The sequence below is a fragment of the Mycolicibacterium sp. P4_G11 genome (assembly GCF_056555145.1).
Map to the genome: position 1 here is coordinate 201,645 of NZ_JBFUJW010000013.1, position 23,943 is coordinate 225,587.

Consider the following 23,943-nt stretch of genomic DNA (forward strand, 5'->3'; position numbering starts at 1 on the left):
TGTGGATAACTTGCCGGCGCTCAGGCGGCGGCCAGCATGTTGGGTTCGTCGTCCAGGTCGTCGGTCCGCCGCCGAGACCGCGCCGCCGCGTGCACCACCAGCGCGAAGCTGACGGTGATGGGGATGGCGGGGCCGTCCATGGCACCGGCGAGGACGGCGTCGGCCGTGGTGAAGGCCGGCGGCACGATCTGCGCGTACAGGCTGGCTGCGGTGGGTGCGGCGGCGAAGCCCCACAAGAGCCAGCGCCACTGGCGTTCGCGCACGGTGTTGCCACCGGTGCGGGCGCGGAACACCCCGCGCGCGGTGAGCGCGATGGCGATCCAGGCGGGCACCAGATGGAAAAGCGCCAGGGAGTGCGGGATCGGCGCCGGCAACCGGACGACGAGGCCGGCGTAGGCCAGCGATCCGACAACGGCCAGTCCCATCGCAGCGCCGTATGACCACATCGGAGCGGAACCGACCCCTGCGTCGCACTGTGCACGCTGGGTCAGCATGAAAGCGAAAATGGCACTGCCGGGTGCGACGACGCCGAGCACGATGGAGCCCACCCCGATATTGGTCAGCAGATCGTGCTGCGGGATCAGCGGCTGAATCCCGATCCAGATCACGCGCAGCAACGGCGCCGTCATCATCAGGGCGATGCCGTAGGTCATCCAGGCCCGGTGGGTGATCACGTCGCGGCGGCGGATCGCGTAGACCGCGTACCAGGCGCTGCCGAGCGTGCCGATTGCCAAGGCGCGCAACTGCGTTTCGAATGCCGGCCCGATGAAGTGCTGCGCCGGCGGCGTGAAGTACAGGAACACCAAGGCGGTCAACATGCTGACGGACATCAGTGCGAGATGCCCGCGGCCCGTCCACCGGTGCATCGCCGGCCATCGGGTGCGCAGTCGCGTCGAGAACTGGAACATGGCCAGCGTCAAGGAAAGTCCGGCCAGTGTGGTGTGGACCATCAGGACCACGCGATGCTCGGTATAGGCGCCATGGCGAACCGCTTCGACCGACCCGTCACCGACCGCGTAGCCGCGACCGTTGATCAGGGTGTTGACGGTGTCCTGCCAACGCGACATGCCGGGGGCGAACAGCGGCCACGTGTAGTTGAGCGCGAGCGGCACGTAGAAGACGGCGATGGCGACCGTGAGCAGGAAGAATCGCCGCGACACCGCGATTCCCTTGTGGTCGTCCATTTGAACGTCAGATTCTAGGGCCACGCATGGCCAACCTGCAGTATTTGCTGTAGCGGCACCGATATGCGGGTTTTTGAGCGCTCAGAGTCGATCCATCTCGCGCGCCATGCACGCGTGCTCCAGATAGCTGAGTTGGACGGTCCGCGCCGCCGGAACCGGTGTGGGCGAGGCGAATGCCCGGTGTACGGCGGCCGCGACGGCGTGCTCGACATCGGTCCACCAGTGGGCGAGTCCTGCGCGAGTGGTGGTGATACCGAACTGCATTGTGGCGGTGTGTGTTTGGTTCATCGGAGTGCTCCTTCGAAAGTGGTGACTCCCACTGTCTCGCTCGGCGCTGCCCACTCCATCGGCCGTGATGCGTAATTCGCGGGGCGTGGCGTGGCGGCTCCGGGTACGCCATCAGCGCATGCGTACGCGTGGATGCTTAGACCAAGAGTGCGTGGTTGCCCTCGGGCGGTCAGCGCGAGCGCGACCCGCCAGCACGATCCGATTGTGACCGGACCGCTGTCGAATGGAACTGTGATGTTGCTAGGAAGCCGCCCGCCACGACTGATCGACACGGTCGAACGCGATGGGCAGGGTGATCGGTCCGCTCAGTCCCAGCAACGGCTTCCACGGGACCGGCCCGGTCACGCGGGCGTTGGGCATGCGCTGGGTCATCAGGGCGAGCGCTTCGGCCAGCTCCATCTTGGCCAGGTGCACGCCCAGGCAATAGTGCATACCGGCACCGAAGGTCTGCATCGCTGGGGCGCCCTGACGGGTGATGTCGAGGCGGTCGGGGTCGTCGTACACAGCGGGGTCGCGGTTGGCCGCGCCGGTATTCACTTGCATGAAAGTCCCTGCCGGGATCAGCATTCCGGCGAGTTCGACATCTTCGCGGGCCATCCGCAGGGAACTGATGACGATCGGGGAGTGGCGCATGGTCTCTTCGACGGCGCGGTCGGCCAGGTCGGGATGTGCACCCAGCAGAGCCCATTGTTCGGGGTTTTCACACAAGACCTGCACCGACGCGGCGACCTGGTTGCGGGTGGTGTCGGTGCCGGCCGCCAGCAGGCCGGTGGAGAGCATCCGCAGTTCGTCGGCGCTCAGCCGGTCACCGTCCTCCTCTGCGCGGATGAGATCAGAGATCAGGTCATCGGTGAGGTTGTCGCGGCGCCGGGCGACCATGTCGTCGATGTAGGCGTCGAGCGCGTCCCAGGCGGTCAGGATCGCGGCCTCGTGCTCGGCGACATGCCAGTCGAAGGCCTGCATGAAGTCGTCTACCCAGTCGGACAACTGTGCCCAGTCCTCGGCTGGGGCACCGAGCAGCGCGCAGATGACCGGGGTGGGGTACTGCCGCGCGATATCGGTCACCACGTCGCAGTGCCCACGTGCGACCTGGCGGTCGACCAGGTCGCTCACGACGTCGACGACTGTCGCGCGTAGTCGGTCGATCGCGCGCCGGCTGAAGGCGGTCGCCACCAGGCGACGCAGACGCGTGTGTTCGGGGCCGTCGATGCTGATGATCGATGCGCTGGCGCGATCCCACACGGGGCCAGAGGTGATGCCCTGAGCCACCAGGAACATGCCCTGCGGGATCCGGAAACGCGGGTCCCGCAGCACCTCGTGTGCGAGGTCGTAGGTCAGCACTTCAGGTCCATGCGGACCCATCGCGATCGGCGCTTGCTCCCGCGCCTCGCGGATGACTGCCTGCGCCTCGTCGGGGCTCTGCGCGCCGGCGTAGTCGATGGTCGGGAGCCCGGCGTCGAAGACGCTCGGCATGCCGCTTGCGGTGGTCATGGCATCGACTATCCGGCGACGCGGCCGGCACATCATCAGCTAATCGGCGTATATCCGCGCGCAAGTTATGGAGCCGAGCCCAGCGCGTCCTCGATGGCCTCGTCGTACGGTGCGCAATCGCCGGCTCCCGCGGTCAGCGTGGCGAGCGCGCCGGCCGTCACGGCCCGCAGGAGGGCGTGCCGGGGGTCCGCACGCCAGCCCGCGGCCAGCACCCCGGCGAAGACGTCGCCGGCGCCGGTCGTGTCGATCGCCTCGACCTCGGGTGCCGTGATGTGGGTTTCGCCATCGGGCGTGCGATGCACCGCGCCGTCGGCGCCGCGGGTGATCACCAGATGTGGGACGGGCCAATGCCATCGTGCGGCTTCGGTCTCGTTGACGATCACCACGTCGGTGGCGGCGGCCAGCTCGGCAAGCGCACCCGGGTCGGTGCCTGCGGGAGAAGCGTTGAGCATGACCGTCGCGCCGCTCGCCTTGGCCGTCCGCGCCGCGGCCAACGCAGTGGAAGGCGGGATTTCCAGCTGCAGCAACAGCACCTCGCAGTCGGCGACCACCGCACGAATCTGCCGTGAGTCCAGGGTCAGGTGCGCGTTGGCGCCCGGCGCCACCACGATCATGTTCTCGGCGCTGCGGCCGACCATGATCGCCGCGGTGCCGCTGGGGGTCGGCAGGCTGACGACGCCGTCGAGGCCGACACCGTTGTCCTGCAGGTGCTTTCGCAATACGGCGCCGGTGGCGTCGGTCCCGAGCGCGGCGACCAGCTGGACGTCGGCACCGGCCCGGGCGGCGGCGACGGCCTGATTGCCGCCCTTGCCACCGGGCTCCGAATGCAGCGACGACGCCAGCACCGTCTGCCCCGGTTCCGGGAGGTCGGCCAGACCGAACACCAGGTCCATGTTCACGCTGCCCACCACAGTGATCCGAGTCACCCGGCCACGGTAGCCCCGACCGGGCTGAACCGCGGATACCTCGTTACCCTGGGTTAATGAGTGTGCACGCAGCTACGGACACCGATCTGCGCCAGCAGGTACATGACGCAGCCCGGCGGGCCCGGGTCGCATCCCGTGCGCTGGCCACACTGACCACCGAAACCAAGAACCGCGCGCTGCACGCCGCGGCCGACGCCCTGCTGGCCGCGGCAGACACGGTGCTGGCCGCCAACGCCGAAGACGTCGAGGCCGCGCGCGCCGCCGGCACCGCCGAAGCGATGATCGACCGCTTGGCCCTGAACAAGCAGCGGGTCGACGGCATCGCCGCCGGGCTGCGCCAGGTCGCCGGCCTGCCCGACCCGGTCGGTGAGGTGCTGCGCGGCAGCACCCTGCCCAACGGTCTGCAGATCCGCCAGCAGCGGGTGCCGCTGGGCGTCGTCGGCATGGTGTACGAGGGCCGGCCCAACGTGACGGTCGACGCCTTCGGTCTGGCCCTGAAGTCCGGCAACGCGGCGCTGCTGCGCGGCAGCTCGTCCGCGGCCCGGTCGAACCAGGCCTTGGTCACCGCATTGCGGTCCGCACTGGCCGCCGAGGGCCTGCCCGAGGACGCGGTCCAGCTGCTGCCGAGCGAGGACCGGGCCAGCGTCACCCACCTGATCCAGGCCCGCGGTCTGGTCGACGTGGTGATCCCGCGCGGCGGCGCCGGCTTGATCGACGCCGTGGTGCGCGACGCCACCGTGCCGACCATCGAGACGGGCGTCGGCAACTGCCACGTCTACGTCCATGAAGCCGCCGATCTCGACATGGCCGAGCGCATCCTGCTGAACTCCAAGACCCGTCGCCCCAGCGTGTGCAACTCGGCCGAGACGCTGCTGGTGGACCGGGCCATCGCCGACACCGCGCTGCCCCGTTTGGTCACCGCACTGCAGGACGCCGGAGTGACGGTGCACCTCGATCCGAGCGAGGACGAGCTGCGCGCCGAGTTCCTGTCGCTGGACATGGCGGTCGCCGTGGTGGACGGAGTGGACGGCGCCATCGCGCACGTCAACGAGTACGGCACCGGGCACACCGAAGCGATCGTCACGACCAACCTTGCTGCGGCCCAGCGCTTCTCGGACCAGGTGGACTCGGCCGCGGTGATGGTCAACGCGTCGACGGCGTTCACCGACGGAGAGCAGTTCGGCTTCGGCGCCGAGATCGGCATCTCGACCCAGAAGCTGCACGCCCGCGGCCCGATGGGGCTGCCGGAACTGACATCCACCAAATGGATCGTGTGGGGCGACGGCCAGACCCGGCCCGCGTAGAGGAGAAGAACTTGAGTACACCTGCTCGTTCGGTGCCGCTGTTCGCGGACATCGATGACGTCGCCAAGCGACTCGCCGAAACCGGATACCTGCCCGATACCGCAACGGCCACAGCGGTTTTCCTGGCCGACCGGCTGGGCAAGCCGCTGCTGATCGAAGGACCGGCCGGTGTCGGCAAGACCGAGCTGGCCCGGGCCATCGCCCAGTGCACCGGTTCGGAGCTGGTGCGGCTGCAGTGCTACGAGGGTGTCGACGAAGCCCGCGCGCTGTACGAGTGGAACCACGCCAAGCAGATCCTGCGCATCCAGTCCGGTCAGCAGTCCGGCGACTGGGACCAGACCAAGCTGGATGTGTTCAGCGAGGAATTCCTGCTGAGCCGTCCACTGCTGACGGCGATCCGGCGCACCGAACCCACCGTGCTGCTGATCGACGAGACCGACAAGGCCGACATCGAGATCGAAGGCCTGCTGCTGGAGATCCTGTCCGACTTCGCCGTCACCGTGCCCGAACTCGGCACCATCAAGGCCAAGCAGACCCCGCTGGTGGTGCTGACCTCGAACGCCACCCGCGAGCTGTCCGAGGCGCTCAAGCGCCGCTGCCTGTTCCTGCACATCGATTTCCCCGACCCCGACCTGGAGCGGCGCATCCTGCTGTCCCGGGTACCCGAGCTGCCGGAGAAGATCGCCGACGAGCTGGTGCGGATCATCGGCGTGCTGCGCGGCATGCAGCTCAAGAAGCTGCCGTCGGTCGCCGAGACCATCGACTGGGGCCGCACGGTGCTGGCGCTGGGCATGGACACCCTGGACGACGCCATGATCGCCGCCACGCTGGGCGTGGTGCTCAAGCACCAATCCGACCAGGTGCGTGCCGCCGGCGAGCTGAAGCTGAACTAGGGAAGCTGCCATGGCCGTCGCACGAACCCCAGCGCAACCGCTTGCCCCGCAAGGTATTCCGGGCCACCTGGTGGGGTTCGTCGAAGCCCTGCGCAAGGTGGGCATCAACGTCGGGCCGTCGGAGACCGTCGACGCCGGACGGGTGATGGCCACTCTGGGCCTGGGTGACCGCAAGGTGCTGCGCGAAGGCCTGGCCTGCGCGGTGCTGCGCCGCCCCGACCACCGCGAGACCTACAACGCACTGTTCGACCTCTGGTTCCCCGCGGCCATGGGGGATCGGGCGGTGCTGGAACTCGACGACGATGAGGACCCGGAGAACCGGCCCGACCGGATACCGCCCGAGGATGTCGAGGCGATGCGATCGGCACTGATCGACCTGCTCTCGGACGCCGACATGGCCAGCCTCGACGACCGGCTGATGGCGATGATCGCGCAGATCGTCGACGCCTACGGCAAGTACAACTCCAGCCGCGGCCCGTCCTACTCGTCGTATCAGGCGCTCAAGGCCATGGGGCTGGACCAGCTGGAAGGCAAGCTGCTGGCCGGCCTGCTCGCGCCGTACGGTGACGAGCCCTCACCCACTCAGGAACAGATCGCCAAAGCGATTGCTGCCAAGCGTATTTCGCAGCTGCGGCACATGGTCGAATCCGAGACCAAGCGGCGCACCGCTGAGCAGATCGGCCGCGATCACGTGCAGACCTACGGCATCCCGCAGCTGGCCGAGAACGTCGAATTCCTCAGGGCGTCAGGCGAACAACTGCGCCAGATGCGCAATGTCGTTGCGCCCCTGGCTCGTACGCTGGCCACCCGACTGGCGGCGCGCCGCCGTCGCTCCCACTCCGGCCAGATCGACCTGCGCAAGACACTGCGCAAGTCGATGTCGACCGGCGGCGTGCCCATCGACGTCGTCCTCAAGAAGCCGCACCCGGCCCGCCCCGAGCTGGTGGTGCTGTGCGACGTGTCCGGCTCGGTGGCGGGCTTCAGCCACTTCACCCTGATGCTGGTGCATGCCCTGCGCCAGCAGTTCTCGCGCGTGCGGGTCTTCGCCTTCATCGACACCACCGATGAGGTCACCGAGCTGTTCGGGCCCGACGCCGACCTCGCCGTCGCGGTGCAGAAGATCACCCGCGAGGCCGCCGTGTACACCCGGGACGGGCACTCCGACTACGGGCACGCCTTCGTCTCGTTCCTGGACAAGTGGCCCAACGCGCTTTCGCCGCGCACGGCCCTGCTGGTGCTCGGCGACGGCCGCAACAACTACCGCAACCCGCAGGCCGACCTGCTGGCGCACATGGTGAGCGCCAGCCGCCACGCGCACTGGCTCAACCCCGAGCCCAAGCACCTGTGGGGCAGCGGCGACTCGGCCACCGCCAAGTACCAGGACGTCATCACCATGCACGAATGCCGGTCCGCCAAGCAGCTCGCGTCGGTGATCGACAACTTGCTGCCTGTCTAGTCGGCGAGGTCCTGCCCCCGAGTTGGCTCCGAACACTGCCGTAAGCTGGCGAATCGTGACTCGACGCAGGCTGGGAGTGATGGGTGGGACGTTTGACCCCATCCACCATGGGCACCTCGTCGCGGCCAGTGAAGTGGCCGACCTGTTCGAGCTCGACGAAGTGGTGTTCGTACCCACCGGGCAGCCCTGGCAGAAGCGGGACCGGCTCGTCACCGCCGCCGAGGACCGGTACCTGATGACGGTCATCGCGACGGCCGCCAACCCGCGGTTCTCGGTCAGCCGCGTCGACATCGACCGCGGCGGACCAACCTACACCAAGGACACCCTGCGGGACCTGGCCAGGCAGAACCCCGACACCGACCTGTTCTTCATCACCGGCGCCGACGCGCTCGCCTCGATCCTGTCCTGGCAGAACTGGGAGGAGCTGTTCTCCACCGCCCGGTTCATCGGGGTCAGCCGGCCCGGCTACGAGCTCGACGGCAAGCACATCGAGGACGCGCAGAAAGAACTGCCGCCCGACGCCCTGAGCCTGGTCGAGGTGCCCGCGCTGGCCATCTCGTCGAGCGACTGCCGTCGCCGCGCCCACGCCAACCGGCCCATCTGGTACCTGGTGCCCGACGGCGTCGTCCAATACGTATCCAAACGTGGGCTTTATCAGGCCACGAACAAGCAGGAGAACTCATGACCGCCACCCCCGAAGCCCTCAGCATGGCGACGGTCGCCGCCCGCGCGGCGTCAGCCAAGCTCGGCGAGAACATCAGCGTCATCGACGTGTCGGAGCAGTTGGTCATCACCGACTACTTCGTCATCGCCTCGGCGTCCAACGACCGCCAGGTCAACGCCATCGTCGACGAGGTCGAGGAGAAGATGCGCTGGGCAGGGCACAAGCCGGCGCGTCGCGAAGGCGCCCGCGAGGGCCGCTGGGTGCTGCTCGACTACGTCGACATCGTGGTGCACATCCAGCACCAGGAAGAGCGCGAGTACTACGCGCTGGACCGGCTGTGGCGGGACTGCCCGGCCATCGAGGTCGATCTGGACGGTGAGCTTCCGGTGAACCCGGACGGTGACGACGCGTCCGACGAGGACGGCGAGTGAGGAACCGTCGCCTCCTGCTGCTGCGTCACGGCCAGACGGAGTACAACGCCACCAGCCGGATGCAGGGCCAGCTCGACACCGACCTCAGCGATCTGGGCCGGGCGCAGGCGGTGGCGGCGGCCGAGGTGCTGGCAAAGCGTCAGCCGCTGGTGATCGTCTCCTCTGATCTGCGCCGAGCTCTCGACACCGCGACGACGCTGGGCGACCAGGCCGGCATGTCGGTGTCGGTCGACGAGCGGCTGCGCGAGACGCACCTGGGGGACTGGCAGGGCCTGACCCACCACGAAGTCGATGCCATCGCGCCCGGTGCGCGGCTGGCCTGGCGTGATGACGCCCGCTGGGCGCCGCACAACGGCGAGAGCCGGGTCGACGTGGCGAACCGTAGCCTGCCGGTGGTGGCCGAGCAGCTCCGCAATCTGCCCGAGTGGGGTGTCGACGAGGTCGACCGCCCGGTTGTGCTCGTCGCGCACGGCGGCCTGATCGCGGCGCTGACCGCGGCCCTGCTGGACCTGCCGGTGGACAACTGGCCGGTGCTCGGCGGCATGGGCAACGCCAGCTGGGTGCAGCTGTCCGGGCACAGTGCCGGGCTGGCGGACGACGACCCCGTGAAGTGGCGTCTGGACGTGTGGAACGCCTCGGCTCAGGTGGCCAATGATGTCCTCTGACACTCGGCCCGTACTGCTCGTCTTCTGTGACTCGCTGTCCTACTACGGCCCGACCGGCGGTCTGCCGTCCGACGATCCGCGCATCTGGCCGAATATCGTTGCCTCCCAACTTGGTTGGGACCTGGAACTGATCGGCCGGATCGGCTGGACCTGCCGCGACGTGTGGTGGGCCGCGACCCAGGATCCGCGGTCGTGGGCGGCGCTGCCCAAGGCCGGCGCCGTGATCTTCGCGACCAGCGGTATGGACTCGCTGCCGTCGCCGTTGCCGACGGCGCTGCGGGAACTGATCCGCTACGTGCGCCCGCCGTGGCTGCGTCGCATCGTGCGGGACGGCTATGGCTGGGTGCAGCCCCGGCTGTCGCCGATCGCGCGGCCCGCGTTGCCCGCGCACCTGACCGCCGAATACCTCGAAGAGACCCGCGCGGCAATCGATTTCAACCGTCCAGGCATTCCGTTCGTGGCGACGATCCCGTCGGTGCACATCGCGGAGACCTACGGCAACTCGCACCGGTGGCGCGACGCCACCGTGTCGGCGATCACCGATTGGGCTGACGCACACCAGGTTCCGGTCGTCGACCTGAAAGCCGCCGTCGGTGACGAGGTGATGTCGGGCCGGGCGAATCCGGACGGCATCCATTGGAACTTCGAGGCGCATCGTGCGGTCGCCGAGCTCATGCTCAAGGGGCTGGCCGAGGCCGGTGTGGTGTCGCAGCGGACTGACGACTAGTCATGACCGTGGTGGTGGTCACCGATTCGTCGGCCCGGCTTGATCCAGAAGAGTTGAAGCGCTGGGATATTCGGGTGGTCTCGCTGCACGTGCTGCAGGACGGCATCGATTACCAGGACGGGGTCGATCCGATCCCGCAGGACATCCAGGACCGGTCGCACGTGTCCACCTCGGGCGCGTCGCCCGCGGATCTGATGGACGTCTACCAGCAAGCCCTGGCCGACAGCGGCGGCGATGGCGTGGTGGCGGTGCATTTGTCGGCCGGCCTGTCGAGCACGTTCAGTTCCGCCGCGGCAGTGGGCCGCGAGTTGGGTCCTGCTGTGCGCGTGATCAATTCGCGGTCAGCTGCCATGGGCGTCGGGTTCGTCGCACTGGCCGCGGCCCGGGCCGCGGCGTCCGGTGCCGACCTGGATGCCGTTGAGGCGGGGGCGCGTTCGGAATCGGGCCGGCAGCACGGATTCATCGTCGTGCATCGGCTGGACAACCTGCGCCGCAGTGGCCGGATCGGCACGGCCGCCTCCTGGCTGGGCACCGCGTTGTCGCTGAAGCCGTTGCTGCAGTTGGATATTGATGGCCGGCTGGTGCTGGATCAGCGGATTCGGACCGTGGCCAAAGCGCATGCCGCGATGATCGAGCGGGTGGTTGCCCTGGTCGGTGACCGGCCCGCATCGATCGCCGTGCACCACGTCGACAATCACGATGACGCCGCGTCGATCGGCGCCGCGCTGACTTCCCGTCTGCCCCAGGTCGATTCACTCGTGGTGACCGACATGGGGCCGGTGCTGGCAGTGCACGTCGGCTCCGGGGCCGTCGGCGTGATCGTCAACACCGAGGAGTCGCGCCACCCGGGTCAGTGACCCGGTTCGAACGCGTCCGGGAAGACCACCGGGGCGGCCGCACCCGACTACGCGGATTGGCGACGGCGCCGCCCTTTCGTTTTCGGGTACTCGCCTACTCGCGCTCTGGCGTCGCTGTCGCCGCACGCTGAATGTGAGCGCGGCACCTCATCGCCGCGGAACCCATTGAAAGGCGACGATCATGAGCAACACCCTGAACTTCGGCTGGACCCACGCCCTGACCGTGCACGCGCCGACCACACCCCAGTGGTTGGCCAACACGGAGCAGGCCATCAGCCAGGCGGTGCATTGGCTGGCCGAAGAGCACCCTGCGAAGCCCTCGTACCACACGCACGCCGACTACATCGAGGATGCACTGATGGCACGCGAAATGTACCGGCTGTGAGTGCTTTTGGACTAGCCGGCGAACCGTCCGGTGACCGGCGGCAGATCTTTGAGCGTGAGGATGCCCGGCGCGGCGGCCACCACTGCCGGCACTGCGTTGGTCGCCGGCAGCGCGGTGTAGATCATGCCCAGGCCGTTCAGGCTCACCTCGCTCCAGTCCTTCGACGGCAGGCAGTACACCACGGTGCGCATGTTGGGCACACCGAACACCTGGATCACGTGGCCGTGTGCCACCGGCTTCGGCGGCGTGACGTGGTTGCCCATGATCCAGTTGAAGCCGACGCTGACGACATTCTTGTCGCCGACCCAGCCGCGGTGATACCCGTAGACACTGGCGACGGTGCCTTTCGGGATCTGCATGAAACCTAGGTCGGAGTCCTCGTCGGCCGCGGTGAATGTGACGTCGAAGTCGATCCGGTCCAGCTCGGCGCCGATGGCGTCGGCCATCATCGCGGCTGATTCGGCGAACACCTCGCTCTCCAGGCGCACGCTCTCGGCCAGGCCCGGTGTCTCGGGGTCCTTGCCGAAGCCCATCGCGGCCATGGTGCCGGCCGATTCGTAGACGCCGCAGTCGACCGACTCGGTGATGCGGATTTCGTCGACGCTCTCGCACGCGCTGGACAGCACCATGCCCATCATGTTCGTCAGGCCGGGGTGCGCGCCGCTGCCGAAGATCGTGGAATTGCCTGCCTCGCAGGCTTTCTGGATGCGCGCCAGGTCCTCTGGGGACTGCTTGCCACCGGTGATCCAGGCCGCGGTGGAACAGACGTTGATGCCGGACTCGAGCAGCCGGACCAGCTCGTCCACGCTGGGCCAGATCGGGTTGTAGCAGCAGGCGTCGGGCTTGAGGGCGACGAGCTCCTCGATGTCATTGGTGGCCTTGATGCCGGTGGGTTCGGGCCAGCCGGCCAGCTCGGCGGCGTCGACGCCGACCTTCTCGGCACCGTACGCGTAGACGCCGACCAGCTCCATGTCGTCACGGGCGATGATCGCGTGCAGGGACCGCTTGCCGATATTGCCGGTGGTCCACTGGATGACGCGGAGTGGGCGGGCTTCATTCGGTGTGCCGGTCATGGAGGCCTCCTCGTTGGGGCTGTGCGCTTTCGCTAGACACTATGCCGCAGGTGTCTACCCGGCTTCGAGGGTCCCGGTGGCTGGACGACTCATGCTGTCGAGATGCAGGGCAGATTGGCAATGTGAGTTGACCGGTCCCACAGCCGAGGTCGAGCAGACGGCCGGTGCCGTCTAAGCGCAGTTGCTGGACCAGGTCGTTGATAACGACTGCTGGGTAGTTGGGACGAAAGCGCGCGTAATGCCAGGCGGTACCTTCAAAAAGGCCGCTCGTCCAGTTACTGTCGCGTCCATTGGTCTCGCTGATGCTGGTTCCTCCCCGAATGCCAGCTGTCGTGCTTTGCCTCGAATGTAGAGAATCTGGACGGCGAAGGATCCTGTCCCGTGAAGACCGGTCATTCAGGCTGTGGCGCTTGGTCGGCCAGTGTTTGGAGTGGTCCTCGTACCCAAGCGTCGACTTGGCGTTGTCCGACGAGGCGCACGACGAGAGGACCAGTTGTTCGGTCGGCTACGGCGAGTGCTTCGTGTTGGCGTTGGCGGTGGGTGCGCCAGGACCATCGAACGATGTGGTCGCGGTCGGTGAAGATCGTGCGTAGCGGCGGCTCGTAGTTGCCATTCCATAGTTCAGTGCGGTGTCGGCGTCGTCGAACTGTGCGGCGTACGACTCGTTGGGTGACGGTCCATCGGTTGTGGTCTAGCCAGATGAGGGTGTCGGCGCGGTCGAGCAGCAGGGCCCGCACTTCCGAGTACTGCCATTCGATGACCCAGCGCGGTCCCGCGGTGAACTGCTCGACCTCAGCGGCGAAGCTGGGCCGTGGCGTCCAGTGGGGTCCATGGTGCAGCGAATCGATCTCCACGGTGGGAAGCCGCAAGGCAGTGCTGATCGTGTCGCGCAGAGTGCTTTTGCCTGCACCGGAAGCGCCGGTAACCAGGATGCGTGCGGTGGTGTGCGGGAGGGAGTCCTCCGGGCCGAGCACGGTCATCGTTCTTCGTCAAAGTGGTCGGCCTTCTGCCGCAGCGGCGATATCGCAACGGCGAGTGCGGCGGTCACGAAACTGACGATCGCTATTGCAAGGGTGTGTCGCTCACCGATCAGCCCAACGCCGAGGCCGCCGATGAGGGCTCCCAAGGCAGCCATCGACTGGTTGACCGACCTTCTGGTGGCGTTGACTCGACCCAGTAGTTCGTCGGGTGTGAGTGCCTGCCAATAGCCCATCTCGTTCGCGTTCTCGATGCCAGCAGCAAATCCTAGAACGCCCAACGCGGCGAACAAGAGCACTTCGCCCCCAGCGGTCGCGGGAGCAAGAGTGATGAGCAGCCATGCGACGGGGTAGGCGACGCGTGCGGAGATGACCACCCGCCCTGATCCAAACCGATCACCGAACGCCGGTGCCAAGGATGCGCCGATCAGGCTGGTGATACCGAAAACTGCCAGCAGCGTCCCGAACACATAGGCAGTCAATCCCAGCGTGCGCAATGCAAGAAGCGAAAGCACCGTCACCGCAGCACCATTGGCGAAAAACCAGATGTGCGTCGACAAAGCCAACGGGCCCAGGGCGCGGTGGCGGTACGTCCACCGGAGACCGTCATAGATCTCTTGGCGGAGGTCGCGCGTGGGGGAGCCGGGTCGGGGTTCGTGGACGCGGATGCTCGCATTGAATGCAGCATCGACGAGATAACTGACCGCGTCGATGACGATGGCCACCGGGGCACCACACATTCCGACGAGGCCGCCGCCGATGGCTGGTCCGAGCGTCTGCGCGGCCGAATCAGCTTGGTCCAGGCGTGCGTTCGCTGCGACCAATCGCGTCCGGGGCACGAGGCGCGGCAGCAGTGATTGAGTGGCAGCGAATCCGAATACTGAGAATGCACCAAACGCGAGCAGCGCGATAACCAGCATCCATATCTGCAAGTGACCAATCAGCCACAGGACAGGAATCGCGCCCAGAGACAGTGCCCGCCCGACGCTGGCCCACACCAAAACCGGCTTTCGTCTCCACCGATCGGTGTATGCGCCGGCAACGAAACCGAACACGGTGTAGGGCACGAATTGAGCCGCGTTCACGACGCCGACCTCAAACGGGGTCGCGCCAAGTAGTTGGACCACGAGCACGGGCATCGCAACCGCTGTGACCGCCGAGCCGAACGAGCTGATCGTGGCGGCTGCCCAGTACCGAATGAACGAAGAGCGAGGGGCTGAAGCGAGAGCGTCCGTCATCGACTCACCTCGCACGCCACGCTCTCGGCTCGGATTCAGACACCGACGGCCGTCAGCCATTCGCTGTAGAAGAGCGCAATTCCAAGGCCGCACGCGATAGCGGTGATCAGCCAGAACCGAATGGTCAGTGTGGTCTCTGGCCAGCCGATCAGCTCGAAATGGTGATGGATTGGGGAATTTCGGAAGACTCGTCGGCCGGTGGTGCGGAACGAAATGACCTGGATGACGACCGAGGACACCTCGGCGACGAACAGGGCGCCCAGGATGACGGCCAGGATTTCGGTGCGGCTGGTCACCGACAATCCGGCGATGATGCCGCCCAGCGCCAGCGAGCCCGTGTCACCCATGATGATCTTGGCGGGTGCGGCATTCCACCAGAGAAACCCAATGCAGGCGCCGGCAGTCGCCGCGGCAACGAGGGCCAGATCTAGCGGGTCCCGAACGTGATAGCAGCCGGGTCCCGGAGTGAGGGCACACGCGTTTCGGAACTGCCAGACAGTGATGAGCACGTAAACGGCGGCCACCATCGCCATGGCACCTGCGGCGAGCCCGTCCAGGCCGTCAGTGAGGTTGACGGCATTCGACCATGCCGAGACGACGACGATGCAGAAGAGCACGAACACCACGGGCGGCATTGTGAATGCGGCGATTTCGCGGACGTAGGACAAGTTGGCGCTGCCGGGAGTGAGACCGTCGGCGTTGCGGAACTGGAGCGCAAGCACGCCGAACAGGACTGCCGCGACGAGCTGGCCGACACTCTTGGCCCGCTTGTTCAATCCGAGGTTGCGTGCGCGTCGCAACTTGACGTAGTCGTCGGTGAAGCCGACCGCACCCAGCGCGGTGGCGAGTCCGAGGACGAGCAGCCCCGATGCCGTCGGCCCCTCACCACCGAATGCGAGCCCGAGCAGGGTGGTGGTCAGGTAGCTTGCCCAGATCGCGGTGAGGATCGCCAGGCCGCCCATCGTCGGCGTGCCCCATTTACGCTGGTGGCTTTCCGGGGCCTCGTCGCGGATCGGCTGGCCCAGCCCCCGCCGGGTGAACAGCCGGATCAACACGGGAGTCAGCAGAATGGCGACCGCCAACGCCAAGCCTGCGGCGAGGATTATCTGCCTCATAGGCCCGTGCAGGCTTCTCGCGCGCAGTCCGATCGACGGCAACTAAACTGCATTGAACCCCTAGTCCCCACCGGGCCAGTATGGCGGAGCCTTCTGCGACCTCACCGCAATCGACGTCCGTTGACTCCCGTTTCTAGAGAAACGGGAGTGATCAGATGCTGTCTCGCTTGAGGTGATGTGGAAGGGCTTGTTAGCTCTGCCTTGATCCAGTGGTTTGGTCGATGACTCGGTCGGCGATCTCGACTGCGTGATCGGCGAAGCGCTTGTGCAGCAGATCCCTTCGTTCACTGTGCGGGAGATCACTGTTCGCTGACGTTCGGTCTCAGGCGTGGTTCCCGACTACCCCTTGCAAGAGTTCGTCATTGCTGCCGAACGCCGATTCTGGTGCAAGTAGGGGGGATTCGTCGTGAGGGACTATGTGCCGGGCGACCGGCCGTTGTGGGGTATTCGACACTGGGCACAGTTAGCCATCACATTGGTGGCCACGCTAATAGTCAGCGCGACAACAGGATCGAAAACACATGGGTGACCCCACACCGAATGAGCCGTTGCTCGATGTCGAGGTGTTCCCGGACTACCACTGCATCGAAATTCGCGACGCAGCGTCCTGGTCGACCGTCGACCCTCCCGGAGGTCCACGCGCCGACGGCAGCGTCACCACATACAACGACTACGGCGTGCTGGTGCACACCATGACGACCGACGAAGCGCTGTCCCGAAACCAGAACGTTCACGTCCGGGTCTACCGTGGCGCAGACCCAACCGGTATGGGAACGCTCATCTTTGACCGCGACCTCATCATTACCGACCCTCCGCAACTCGCGATCAATCAAACGTTGACCGATGAACCCGGCGACGGTGGCGGTCTCGCTCAGCTTGCCCAAGCCGGACCAACAAGGATTCGGATCTACGCCAAGCCACCAGAGGACGCTGACGAGGTCAATATCCTGGTCCCGCAATCGTCTAAGGGCCTAGAAACTGATGTGGGGTCCATCTCGTGATCGGTGTTTTCCGCGCGGATTGATCTCAAGTAGGTTGCCGCTCCGGACGAACGACCGGAGGCTGCAATCACCAGAACAGCTGGGGCCACTTCGAACCGTCCGACCGGGCCCATTGGAGTCGACACAGACGCCCCGACACCTCACTGGGTGGGTCAACTCCCGAGATCGATCCGCAGAGGGTCAATTTCAATTTTCAGAGATCGTTGACACCGAGGGCAGGTTGCTCGATGTCGAGGTATTACCGGCGGTCAGTCACATCACCATTGAGGACATTTAGGAAGGATCGTCAATCATGAAATCTCACCCGCGGTCTGCAGTACGTGGCGCCAGCATCGCGCTGGTGGTGTTGGCTTTGGCTTCGTGCGGCCAACCCACACGGAATGTGTCGTCACCGCCCAGCAATCCCGCCGCGGGCACCTGTCCGGCGGCGACTGCGGACCGCTGGGCCACTGCCCCGCCAACAGCGGACAGCCCCGGCGTCCGAGTACCGCAGCCGCCCTCATGGGACTCTGTGCCCGAGCTGACCAACGCCGCTGCACCCATCGTGCTGCGCAACATAAGCCTTCAGCACGGGAACTACGCGCCAGCGCTCACTGCCGTGGTCGGGGACTCGACGAATCAAAAGACGCCACAACTTCTGCTCGACGGCAGCTACAAGGCCCTTACCAAGAACCGCACCAACCCCCAGCTCAAGAGCCAGCAGAACACCGTCGTATGCGGGTACCCCGCCGTCACCCTCAACTACACAGTGGATGCGGCACTAGGCGGTCCCACTCAAACCGTGACCGCCCTCGTTGTTGCCCCCACAGTCGGCGCCAAGCTGTACACCGTGGCCGTCACCTGTGTGACCACCCAACCCAACGACCCGATTTATCAACGTGATTCACAAGCCATGCTGAACGGCACCCAAGTCCTAGCACCCACCTAATCGTTCGGGACTGTCGAAACAACGGTGGCAGCGGCTGGGCGCCGAAACACGGCGAATCCTGGAACCTTCTTGCTCGGCATGTAGGGGTGTGTCTCGTATGTAAAGAAACGGGATGAATCAGTTCTGATCTCAGGCCGCGCGGATCAGTCCCTCGGGGCCGCCGCGCGTGCGCGCAGGAATGGCACCACCAATGAACTGACACGGTCGGGATCATCGAATTGTGGGTAGTGCCCGGAGTCGGAAAGCACGTGGATGTCAGCACCAGGAAAAGCTTCGCGCTGGCGTTCGGCGAGGGCGACAGGAAGACCCCAGTCGGTGGCACCCCAGATCACCAACGCTGGGCGATCGAGTGGACGCAACGCAGCGGCGAGGACACCAGCGTCTCCGGCGGGATCGGGCATAGCGCGGTAGAGGCGCAGAACTGTTTTACGGGTGGTAGGGGTCATGGTGTCCCACATCGCGCGTATCGAGGCCTCGGGTAGCGGTCGGCGGGAGCGGTATCGCATGAGTGAGGCGAAGGATCGGTAGGTGGCGGTGGCCATCGAGATTTCCCCGACCACCGGTGCGCGGTAGAGGCGAGCTGCGAAATGCCAGCGATAATCGATCCAGGCGCCGGTGTTGATGAGGGTGGCGCTGGCGAATCGCTCAGGATGGCGGGCAGCCCAGGTCAGCCCCCAGGGACCACCGAAGTCGTGGAGGACGAGGTGCGCGGTCGCGATACCTAAGTCGTCGAGGAGGTTCGCGATAAATGCGGCGTACTCGTCTGAGGTGTAGGTGAAACCCTCTGGGGTAGTGGCGCTTCCGAATCCCGGTAGATCGGGCGCGATGGCGCGGGTGAACGTACCGATCTCGCTGAGCAGTGGCTTCCACTCACTGCCTGGTCCGGGGACGCCGTGGAGAAATACCACCGCTGCGTCCGACTCTGGTGTGCCGACGGTCCAGACCGGGGTGGTGCCATCAAGAGCGTTCACCAGTGTCGGTGTTGGGGCGGTTGCCATCCGCAGAGCTCCCGTCGTTTCGTAGTCGCCGATCGATTCTGTCAGTAGCGACCGATTGCGCAGGTAGCGCGCCGAAGACACTCAGTCTCATTTGTAGAGAATGTGGACCGACTCAGAACTTGTCTCAGCTAGACGGGCTTGCTGGCCTCGAGAACCTGCTGCCAGGTATTGGGGCTTGTGAGGCGAGGTCGGGCGTGGCGGTAGGTGCGGCGCATCCTTGGAAATGCGGTGCTGACACGGATGCTGAGCCCGACTGATTCGCGCAGCAGGGCGAACATTTTGGCCCGGTCGCGCTGACGGTAGACCACGCCGCGCCCGTCGGCGGTTGTCACGGTCACCCCGTCGACCTTGCAGAGCGAGAACCACCGCGCGTCCTGCGTCGCGACGTTGATCTGCGGACGCTGGTGATGGATGGGGTCGTGCGCCTTGAGCTGGTGCACGACACCGCGGCTCAGCCGAGTCGCGATCGCCAGCGGGTTGGTCGGGATGGTGACCTTCCTGCGCCACTTCTTGTCCGACGGCGCGGGCAGCGCCGTCGCGCTCTCCAGCACCACCGCGTCCGGGTACTGTGCGCGCAACCTGCGGACGTCGGGTAACGCGGACTCCAGGATCGAGAAGATGTGGTCGGGCCCGGCCAGGAAATCGTCCATCGCCTTGTTCTGGATGGCGACGGTCGAATACTCGAGGCAGATAAGGTGTTTGATCGTCGCCTTGAAGTGGCTGGCCACCAGTCCGCGAATGTTGCCGTCCCAGTGCATGGCCGCGACGACGAGCCGGTTGCGCAGGTGGAAGTACGCCTGCCAGTCGATGGCGTCGTCCTTGTCACTCCAGGCCATGTGCCAGATCGCCGCACCGGGCAGCGTCACCGTCGGATAGCCGTGTTCCCCGGCGCGCAACCCGTATTCGACGTCGTCCCACTTGATGAACAGCGGCAGCGGCTGACCCAACTCCTCGGCGACCTGGCGCGGGATCATGCACATCCACCAGCCGTTGAAGTCGACATCGATACGACGGTGCAGGAGCCTGCTGCGGTACTCATCCTCGTCACTGAGCCGGTACTTGGCGAAGTTGTGGTCGTATTCGGTGTTGACCGCTCCCGACCACATGAAGTTCTCGGAGTCGACCATCTCACCCATCACGTGCAGGTGCGAGGGCTCCTGCAGGTTGAGCATCTGGCCGCCGACGAGCGTGGGCACCTTCGCGAACCGGTTGAATGCCAGCGCCCGCAGGATCGAGTCGGGTTCAACGCGGACGTCGTCGTCCATGAACAGGATCTGTTCGCAGTCGGTGTTCTTCAGCGCCTCGTACATGACCCGGCTGTAGCCGCCGGACCCGCCGAGGTTGGGCTGATTGTGAATGGACAGCCGATTGCCGAGCGGGGCCGCGGCAGCGTCGAACCCGGGATGATCCTTGGCCTTGTTGGTGCCCTGATCCGAGACGATGACGGCGCTGATCACCTCGTCGACCGCGGGGTCCGAGGTCAGTGCGGCGAGTGCGTTGACGGCGTCCGACGGCCGGTTGAACGTCGGGATGCCGACGGCGATGTTCGCCCTCCCGGGCGCGGCGATCGGCGCGTACCAGCCTGCCTGGTGCAGCGTGGACTTCGCGTCGGTGGTGATGTCGAACCAGATCCAGCCGCCGTCCTCGAACGGGGTCAGCTCGATCTCGAACTCGAGCACCGCGGGCTCACCCTCGGTCGCGCTGTGGATCGGGGCGCCGCCGACGGTGATCCGGGCGCCGGTGGACTTGGAGCGGTAGACGTCGACGCGGGCACTGCCGGTCAACTCGACGCGCAGCACGACCGATTCCAGGATCGACCAGCGCCGCCAGTAGCTGGCAGGGAACGCGTTGAAGTACGTCGCGAACGAGACCTCGGACTCGGCGCCGATCTCCAACGTCGTCCGGGTGGGCGCGTGGGCCCGCCGCGCGTTGGTCTCCGATTCCTCTATATAGACCTTGCGAACGTCGAGCGGCTCACCCGGGCGCGGCAGGATGACGCGGGCCAGTGGGCTGACCGCCCGTGACTGCCCGGCCTCCAACGCGCCCGACGAGACATCTGCGAAAACCAGCTCAGACATACCCGCGATTAGACCACCACCGCCAAATAATTCTCGTTTCTAGAGAAACAAGACAGATCAGGTTCTGTCTCAACGATGAAATTCCTTTGATTCCAGTGCAGCCGTGCTGTCACGATTGCCCATGCCCGTCAACATCAGGGAAGCCGTAGCTGCGGACGCGATGGCTGTTGCGGAGGCCCACGTGCGGTCATGGCAAGTCGGCTACCGCGGCCTGCTTCCGGCTTCTTACCTTGATGCCTTGCGACCCGAAGACAGGGCTCGTCGGTATGCCTTCGAACAGATGAACCCCCAAGGTCCTTTCACCCAGGTCGCTGTCGACGGCGACACGATCTGCGGTCACGTCACCACGGGTCGTTGCCGAGATGCGGATCTGCAAGGCGGTGGAGAGATCTGGGCGATCTACGTCGACCCGCCCAGGTGGGGCGGCGGGATCGGATGCCGCCTCATGACCGCTGGTTGCGCGTACATGCGTGGTCTCGGCTATGAAATGGCCTCACTGTGGGTTCTATCGGGGAACGACCGTGCCCGTCGCTTCTACGAATCGACGGGGTGGTGCTTCGACGGCACACAACGCACCGACTCCATCGGTAACCATCTCGTTCACGAAGTGCGCTATCAACGGGCACTGCAAATCACAGATCATCCGCTGTCTCATCGAGGCTGACCAGATCCCGTCTCGGCCTCGCTCCTCGCCGAAGCAACGGATTCCCATACGTTTGCCGCGCTTCTGACCGGTCCGACATGGACTACCTTGACCTCGGCTTTTGCAAGATAGATTGACAGGCTCCCGCGGCACGCCCGACTTTTGCCAAAGTAGTCAGGCATGTCTTGTCAATCTTCGTTGCATCTCGACACGTGCTGTCCGTCCCGCCCCACTCGCCGTGGCGACAGTCAGGGCAGCGACACAATCAGCGAACAGCCATGTCGAGGGGCGTTAGCCGCAGCGATTGCCGCAACGAGTCCAAGTGCTCGATGGCGACTGTCGTGTCAACACTGGCCTCGGCCATGCACGCAGCGGCGCCATTGGTTACTCGCTTCGCGTTGCCGCTCGCAACTTCTGCTCGCCACGACGCCGCCGTCCAGCTACGGCCGAAGTAACAGCCGGCTGCGCTGATGACTCCCAACACCACCGGCAGGGCGGGGACGAGATCAAATCGTTCGTCGGGCACCCGCTCCTTCCACAAGAACGTCGCCGCCTGATCAAGCAGTCCGAACAGGGCCTCGTCGGGCGCGTTGTGTACGGCGTCTCGCACTTCCAGTAGAGATCGGAGGTGATCCGACCGGTCCTGTCGTGCGCGGATCGCACCGCCATTCAGCAGGCCCGTGACATGGTCTCGAGCGACCGCGGCGACGACAGTCGACGTCGGTGTGCTTGTCGGCGTCTGACGCCCGACATCGACGCAATGGCGGCTGAATCGGATGAGGTCACGCGGAATGCCACCACTGAGTGCGTGGCAGTAATAGGCGAGCACCTGCGGCATTCCCACGACCCGGCGCTCAAGCAGCTCGCTGGCGTCCTCGACGCTGAACCGATCGACCTCTGCGATCGCGTCGAAGGTCGAGTCGAACGCATCGCGCAACGGGATGCCGCGTAGTGCGAACCTCGCGAGGGCGTCTTCGGAGACGGAGACCAGAAAATGTATGCCTTCGCTGTGCATCAGATCTTTCAGACCGTTGATCACGTCGATCGCTTCCTCCGGGGTTGAGATCTTGTCCAGCTCGTCGACGGCGACGACGATGGTGCGGTCACTCACCGTGCGATAGAGCGCCGCGAACTTCTGGAATGCGTCCACCCGCTGCAGATGTGAAACCTCCCGTTCGACCAGTTCGGTCATGCTGCTGTCCTCGAGAGACAGCCCGCGCAATGCCAACGCATTCTTCGACGACGTCTGTGTCCTGGTGCTCCAGGCGAGCCGCTCCAGCTCTGCCCGGGCGAGTGATACGGGACTCTTGTCGCGGCGCCGCTGCACCCGCAGTGTGTTGTAGGACAGGAACAAGACGGTCGCCAGCGCGATAGCCACCGCGACCAGTCCCCATCGCTCCACCTGCCGCCAACTCAGCGAGACGTTGCCTTCGAGGAGGAAAACGGCTGCGGCGCAGACCAATAGCCCTATCGCGGCAATCACTCGAACGGATAGCACGCGGTTTCGCTGCGCCAATAGTGGCTCGGGCCGCGTTGCGCCGTGGGCCTGAAGAATCTCTTCGGCCGTGCGCTGATGGATCGTCCGCACGAAGTCGGCCGGCGAGTACTTGACCGGCGCCGGCACATACACACCCACACAATGGTTTTGATGGCGCGTGCACAGCACCCGCATGATGGTCGTCTTACCGATGCCACGAGGTCCGCTGATTCCGATGGCGGACGTCACGTGTGACCTGATGAATTCGTCCAGATCTCGTAAGGCCCTGACACGGACCGGATCCTGACTCTCCAACTCGACGAGCCGTGGCGCTTCTGTCGTCGACAGCACCACTTCTGCGGACTCTTCTTCGGCCCGGCGACGCTTCTCCTCCTCGGCCGCAAGTGATTCCGCGTGGAGCTTGTTCCACAGGACATTCAGGTATTCGGTGATCTGAATCCTGGTGATATCGCGATACCGAGCCTCTGTGTCTTGTGAGTCGTTCAGCCGCGACGAGATCGACGACATAGAAAGCCGTCGCTTGCGGATGACCCAGGCGAGCAATAGCCAACCACTCAATGAGACTCCCGCCGCGACCAGGGTGGCGGCTCGGAAGTTGCCGGTGACAATTCCGTCTATCGCGGTCGCTGAAAATGAAACCAACAGAAGGGCGGCCAGTCCCAGCAGGAGCGCACGCACAACGTGCGTCACAGTGCGCCGCGAGGACCGTTGCGGTGCACGAGGGGCGCTGGTATTCGCCATGAGCCACTGCGCGAAACCGGTTCGATCTCTCGAGTACTCGTCGTAGATGCGGTTTTTCACGACCTGGGGCACGGCGCTGCCGTCGACAACGCGGACCAATTCGTCGTAGAAGATGCGTTCGTCTCTGGGCTGCCCTCGTAACTGCCGAGGGTCCGGCGGGACTGCCGCGCTCGCGGACATGTCGCTGTGCTGGGGGGCATCACTGTGCTGCGGGGTCTGGCCGGCATCGGAGGTTTGAACTGAGTGAGTCATCGCGGAGCACCGCCTACCGTTGGATGCATTCGGGGTCAGTGCCTGCACGCTTGACCCCGCTGCGACGGATGGAATACCGAACCCATCGTCGCTTCGGCGGCCCCGTGGCACATGCGTAGGTCACTACTCG

Annotated in this window: 23 protein-coding genes; 12 read left to right on the top strand and 11 right to left on the bottom strand. The window is 65.6% G+C overall.

Features of this window, described 5'->3' with window-relative positions; translation table 11 throughout:
* Positions 1-20: 20 nt before the first annotated feature.
* The 4 genes from AC1U2B_RS25560 to AC1U2B_RS25575 all read right to left on the bottom strand — a co-directional run bounded on the left by AC1U2B_RS25560 (position 21) and on the right by AC1U2B_RS25575 (position 3,889).
* Positions 21-1,184 carry a DUF2306 domain-containing protein gene (locus AC1U2B_RS25560; RefSeq protein ID WP_480218994.1) on the bottom strand — a complete coding sequence of 388 codons (1,164 nt, stop codon included), beginning with the start codon at positions 1,182-1,184 and terminating at the stop codon, positions 21-23.
* An 81-nt stretch (positions 1,185-1,265) separates the two neighbouring features.
* Positions 1,266-1,472 carry a hypothetical protein gene (locus AC1U2B_RS25565; protein WP_480218995.1) on the bottom strand — a complete coding sequence of 69 codons (207 nt, stop codon included), beginning with the start codon at positions 1,470-1,472 and terminating at the stop codon, positions 1,266-1,268.
* Between the two features lie 240 nt (positions 1,473-1,712).
* Positions 1,713-2,963: a cytochrome P450 gene (locus AC1U2B_RS25570; RefSeq protein WP_480218996.1), complete on the bottom strand. Its 1,251-nt coding sequence runs from the start codon at positions 2,961-2,963 to the stop codon at positions 1,713-1,715.
* Between the two features lie 65 nt (positions 2,964-3,028).
* Positions 3,029-3,889 carry a ribokinase gene (locus AC1U2B_RS25575; RefSeq protein WP_480218997.1) on the bottom strand — a complete coding sequence of 287 codons (861 nt, stop codon included), beginning with the start codon at positions 3,887-3,889 and terminating at the stop codon, positions 3,029-3,031.
* Between the two features lie 56 nt (positions 3,890-3,945).
* On the opposite strand from AC1U2B_RS25575, the gene AC1U2B_RS25580 reads away from it, so the two are divergent.
* The 9 genes from AC1U2B_RS25580 to AC1U2B_RS25620 all read left to right on the top strand — a co-directional run bounded on the left by AC1U2B_RS25580 (position 3,946) and on the right by AC1U2B_RS25620 (position 11,271).
* Positions 3,946-5,193, top strand: a complete 1,248-nt coding sequence (locus AC1U2B_RS25580; protein WP_043394234.1) for a glutamate-5-semialdehyde dehydrogenase — start codon at positions 3,946-3,948, stop codon at positions 5,191-5,193.
* An 11-nt stretch (positions 5,194-5,204) separates the two neighbouring features.
* On the top strand, positions 5,205-6,086 hold the full coding sequence (locus AC1U2B_RS25585) for an AAA family ATPase (RefSeq protein WP_043394622.1): 882 nt from the start codon (positions 5,205-5,207) through the stop codon (positions 6,084-6,086).
* A 10-nt stretch (positions 6,087-6,096) separates the two neighbouring features.
* The gene (locus AC1U2B_RS25590) at positions 6,097-7,542 is read left to right on the top strand and encodes a vWA domain-containing protein (RefSeq protein ID WP_043394233.1); all 1,446 of its coding nucleotides are present in this window, start codon (positions 6,097-6,099) and stop codon (positions 7,540-7,542) included.
* Positions 7,543-7,612: 70 nt separating this feature from the next.
* The gene (gene nadD, locus AC1U2B_RS25595; protein WP_318259802.1) at positions 7,613-8,227 is read left to right on the top strand and encodes a nicotinate-nucleotide adenylyltransferase; all 615 of its coding nucleotides are present in this window, start codon (positions 7,613-7,615) and stop codon (positions 8,225-8,227) included.
* The gene (rsfS, locus tag AC1U2B_RS25600; protein ID WP_418002862.1) at positions 8,224-8,637 is read left to right on the top strand and encodes a ribosome silencing factor; all 414 of its coding nucleotides are present in this window, start codon (positions 8,224-8,226) and stop codon (positions 8,635-8,637) included. Before nadD ends, rsfS begins: the two co-directional genes overlap by 4 nt.
* The gene (gene gpgP, locus AC1U2B_RS25605) at positions 8,634-9,302 is read left to right on the top strand and encodes a glucosyl-3-phosphoglycerate phosphatase (RefSeq protein ID WP_480218998.1); all 669 of its coding nucleotides are present in this window, start codon (positions 8,634-8,636) and stop codon (positions 9,300-9,302) included. The genes rsfS and gpgP overlap by 4 nt, the downstream gene beginning before the upstream one ends.
* The gene (gene octT, locus AC1U2B_RS25610; RefSeq protein ID WP_043394225.1) at positions 9,292-10,029 is read left to right on the top strand and encodes a diglucosylglycerate octanoyltransferase; all 738 of its coding nucleotides are present in this window, start codon (positions 9,292-9,294) and stop codon (positions 10,027-10,029) included. Before gpgP ends, octT begins: the two co-directional genes overlap by 11 nt.
* 2 nt (positions 10,030-10,031) lie before the next feature.
* On the top strand, positions 10,032-10,886 hold the full coding sequence (locus tag AC1U2B_RS25615) for a DegV family protein (protein WP_480218999.1): 855 nt from the start codon (positions 10,032-10,034) through the stop codon (positions 10,884-10,886).
* Positions 10,887-11,067: 181 nt separating this feature from the next.
* Positions 11,068-11,271 carry a hypothetical protein gene (locus tag AC1U2B_RS25620; protein ID WP_480219000.1) on the top strand — a complete coding sequence of 68 codons (204 nt, stop codon included), beginning with the start codon at positions 11,068-11,070 and terminating at the stop codon, positions 11,269-11,271.
* An 11-nt stretch (positions 11,272-11,282) separates the two neighbouring features.
* On the opposite strand, the gene AC1U2B_RS25625 is transcribed toward AC1U2B_RS25620, so the two are convergent.
* The 4 genes from AC1U2B_RS25625 to mraY all read right to left on the bottom strand — a co-directional run bounded on the left by AC1U2B_RS25625 (position 11,283) and on the right by mraY (position 15,674).
* On the bottom strand, positions 11,283-12,344 hold the full coding sequence (locus AC1U2B_RS25625) for an NAD(P)H-dependent amine dehydrogenase family protein (RefSeq protein ID WP_480219001.1): 1,062 nt from the start codon (positions 12,342-12,344) through the stop codon (positions 11,283-11,285).
* A 392-nt stretch (positions 12,345-12,736) separates the two neighbouring features.
* Positions 12,737-13,324, bottom strand: coding sequence for a P-loop NTPase family protein (locus AC1U2B_RS25630; protein ID WP_480219002.1), 588 nt, complete (start codon positions 13,322-13,324; stop codon positions 12,737-12,739).
* On the bottom strand, positions 13,321-14,559 hold the full coding sequence (locus AC1U2B_RS25635; RefSeq protein WP_480219003.1) for an MFS transporter: 1,239 nt from the start codon (positions 14,557-14,559) through the stop codon (positions 13,321-13,323). Before AC1U2B_RS25635 ends, AC1U2B_RS25630 begins: the two co-directional genes overlap by 4 nt.
* A gap of 35 nt (positions 14,560-14,594) precedes the next feature.
* On the bottom strand, positions 14,595-15,674 hold the full coding sequence (mraY, locus tag AC1U2B_RS25640; RefSeq protein ID WP_480219004.1) for a phospho-N-acetylmuramoyl-pentapeptide-transferase: 1,080 nt from the start codon (positions 15,672-15,674) through the stop codon (positions 14,595-14,597).
* 521 nt (positions 15,675-16,195) lie between these two features.
* Between mraY and AC1U2B_RS25645 the strand changes: the two genes are divergently transcribed.
* Positions 16,196-16,675, top strand: a complete 480-nt coding sequence (locus AC1U2B_RS25645; RefSeq protein ID WP_480219005.1) for a hypothetical protein — start codon at positions 16,196-16,198, stop codon at positions 16,673-16,675.
* Positions 16,676-17,186: 511 nt separating this feature from the next.
* The gene (locus AC1U2B_RS25650; RefSeq protein ID WP_480219006.1) at positions 17,187-17,603 is read left to right on the top strand and encodes a hypothetical protein; all 417 of its coding nucleotides are present in this window, start codon (positions 17,187-17,189) and stop codon (positions 17,601-17,603) included.
* 143 nt (positions 17,604-17,746) lie between these two features.
* Here the strand turns inward: AC1U2B_RS25650 and AC1U2B_RS25655 are convergent, their stop codons facing one another.
* Together AC1U2B_RS25655 and AC1U2B_RS25660 are read right to left on the bottom strand one after the other, a co-directional pair.
* A complete protein-coding gene (locus AC1U2B_RS25655; RefSeq protein WP_480219007.1) occupies positions 17,747-18,601 on the bottom strand; it encodes an alpha/beta fold hydrolase in 855 nt (284 codons plus the stop codon).
* 128 nt (positions 18,602-18,729) lie between these two features.
* Positions 18,730-20,679, bottom strand: a complete 1,950-nt coding sequence (locus AC1U2B_RS25660) for a glycosyltransferase (protein ID WP_480219008.1) — start codon at positions 20,677-20,679, stop codon at positions 18,730-18,732.
* Between the two features lie 121 nt (positions 20,680-20,800).
* On the opposite strand from AC1U2B_RS25660, the gene AC1U2B_RS25665 reads away from it, so the two are divergent.
* Positions 20,801-21,343 (top strand): GNAT family N-acetyltransferase, encoded by a 543-nt coding sequence (locus AC1U2B_RS25665; RefSeq protein ID WP_480219009.1) that lies wholly within the window; start codon positions 20,801-20,803, stop codon positions 21,341-21,343.
* 244 nt (positions 21,344-21,587) lie between these two features.
* On the opposite strand, the gene AC1U2B_RS25670 is transcribed toward AC1U2B_RS25665, so the two are convergent.
* Entirely contained in the window at positions 21,588-23,741 is a 2,154-nt protein-coding gene (locus tag AC1U2B_RS25670) for a P-loop NTPase fold protein (protein WP_480219010.1), read from the bottom strand.
* Positions 23,742-23,943 lie beyond the last annotated feature (202 nt).

Bases quoted from the DNA above. Each gene is read 5' to 3' on its own strand.
- AC1U2B_RS25625 (WP_480219001.1), bottom strand. From the start codon at position 12,344: ATGACCGGCACACCGAATGAAGCCCGCCCACTCCGCGTCATCCAGTGG.
- AC1U2B_RS25660 (WP_480219008.1), bottom strand. From the start codon at position 20,679: ATGTCTGAGCTGGTTTTCGCAGATGTCTCGTCGGGCGCGTTGGAGGCC.
- AC1U2B_RS25655 (WP_480219007.1), bottom strand. From the start codon at position 18,601: ATGGCAACCGCCCCAACACCGACACTGGTGAACGCTCTTGATGGCACC.
- AC1U2B_RS25635 (WP_480219003.1), bottom strand. From the start codon at position 14,559: ATGACGGACGCTCTCGCTTCAGCCCCTCGCTCTTCGTTCATTCGGTAC.
- rsfS (WP_418002862.1), top strand. From the start codon at position 8,224: ATGACCGCCACCCCCGAAGCCCTCAGCATGGCGACGGTCGCCGCCCGC.
- AC1U2B_RS25645 (WP_480219005.1), top strand. From the start codon at position 16,196: ATGGGTGACCCCACACCGAATGAGCCGTTGCTCGATGTCGAGGTGTTC.
- AC1U2B_RS25560 (WP_480218994.1), bottom strand. From the start codon at position 1,184: ATGGACGACCACAAGGGAATCGCGGTGTCGCGGCGATTCTTCCTGCTC.
- mraY (WP_480219004.1), bottom strand. From the start codon at position 15,674: ATGAGGCAGATAATCCTCGCCGCAGGCTTGGCGTTGGCGGTCGCCATT.
- AC1U2B_RS25565 (WP_480218995.1), bottom strand. From the start codon at position 1,472: ATGAACCAAACACACACCGCCACAATGCAGTTCGGTATCACCACCACT.
- AC1U2B_RS25570 (WP_480218996.1), bottom strand. From the start codon at position 2,963: ATGACCACCGCAAGCGGCATGCCGAGCGTCTTCGACGCCGGGCTCCCG.
- AC1U2B_RS25630 (WP_480219002.1), bottom strand. From the start codon at position 13,324: ATGACCGTGCTCGGCCCGGAGGACTCCCTCCCGCACACCACCGCACGC.
- AC1U2B_RS25620 (WP_480219000.1), top strand. From the start codon at position 11,068: ATGAGCAACACCCTGAACTTCGGCTGGACCCACGCCCTGACCGTGCAC.
- AC1U2B_RS25590 (WP_043394233.1), top strand. From the start codon at position 6,097: ATGGCCGTCGCACGAACCCCAGCGCAACCGCTTGCCCCGCAAGGTATT.
- AC1U2B_RS25580 (WP_043394234.1), top strand. From the start codon at position 3,946: ATGAGTGTGCACGCAGCTACGGACACCGATCTGCGCCAGCAGGTACAT.
- AC1U2B_RS25615 (WP_480218999.1), top strand. From the start codon at position 10,032: ATGACCGTGGTGGTGGTCACCGATTCGTCGGCCCGGCTTGATCCAGAA.
- octT (WP_043394225.1), top strand. From the start codon at position 9,292: ATGTCCTCTGACACTCGGCCCGTACTGCTCGTCTTCTGTGACTCGCTG.
- AC1U2B_RS25670 (WP_480219010.1), bottom strand. From the start codon at position 23,741: ATGTCCGCGAGCGCGGCAGTCCCGCCGGACCCTCGGCAGTTACGAGGG.
- AC1U2B_RS25665 (WP_480219009.1), top strand. From the start codon at position 20,801: ATGCCCGTCAACATCAGGGAAGCCGTAGCTGCGGACGCGATGGCTGTT.